Consider the following 990-nt stretch of genomic DNA (forward strand, 5'->3'; position numbering starts at 1 on the left):
CGCCGCGACGGCGCCGGCTTCGTTGATGCCGGGGTGGATCAGCTGGCCCTGGGCGGATTCCTTGTAGGCCAGGACCAGGTCCCGGTCCACGGACAGGTAGTTCTGACCCTTGGGGTTGTAGATCTTAGCCGTCGGGAAGAACGCATCCATGCCGAACGTGCGGGCCTCATCCGGGATGATCGGCGCGATGTGCTTGCCGAAGTTCTTGTCCCGCATCAGGTCCTTGAGCAGGCGCACGAAGGCCATGGTGGTGGCGGCCTGCTGCTTGCCCGAACCCCGCTTGGCCACCTCATAGGTCTTGGCCTCCGGCAGCGCGATGTCGGAGTGCTTGGCGCGGCGTTCCGGCACGCTGCCGCCGAGCGCGGCGCGGCGTTCCATCATGTACTGGATTTCTGGTGCGTCCGTACCCGGGTGGAAGTACGGCGGCTGGTACGGATCCTTTTCGAGCTGCTCATCCGTGACCGGGATCCGCAGGTGGTCACGGAACTTCTTCAGGTCATCCAGGGTGAGTTTTTTCATCTGGTGGGTGGCGTTGCGGCCTTCGAAGTGCGGGCCGAGTCCGTAGCCCTTGACCGTTTTGGCCAGGATCACGGTGGGCTTGCCCTTGAATTCGGTCGCGGCCTTGTACGCGGCGTAGACCTTGCGGTAGTCGTGGCCGCCGCGCTTGAGGCCCCAGATCTTGTCATCGGACAGGTCCGCGACCATGTCCTTGGTCTGCGGGGTCTTGCCGAAGAAGTGTTCGCGGACGAACCCGCCGGACTCGGCCTTGTAGGTCTGGTAGTCCCCGTCCGGGGTTTCGTTCATGATCTTCACCAACGACCCGTCGGAGTCCCTGGCCAGCAGGTCATCCCACTCCCGGCCCCAGACGACCTTGATGACGTTCCAGCCCGCGCCGCGGAAGAACGCCTCGAGTTCCTGCATGATCTTGCCGTTGCCGCGCACCGGCCCGTCCAGGCGCTGGAGGTTGCAGTTGATCACGAAGTTCAGGTT

At 64.0% G+C, this 990-nt stretch carries 1 pseudogene; it reads right to left on the reverse strand.

Annotated elements, in window-relative coordinates:
* Window positions 1-990, reverse strand: a pseudogene (locus ASG92_RS30035) (pyruvate dehydrogenase (acetyl-transferring), homodimeric type); the annotation flags it as partial.

The organism is Arthrobacter sp. Soil736 (assembly GCF_001428005.1).
In the GTDB taxonomy this organism is placed as follows: domain Bacteria; phylum Actinomycetota; class Actinomycetes; order Actinomycetales; family Micrococcaceae; genus Arthrobacter.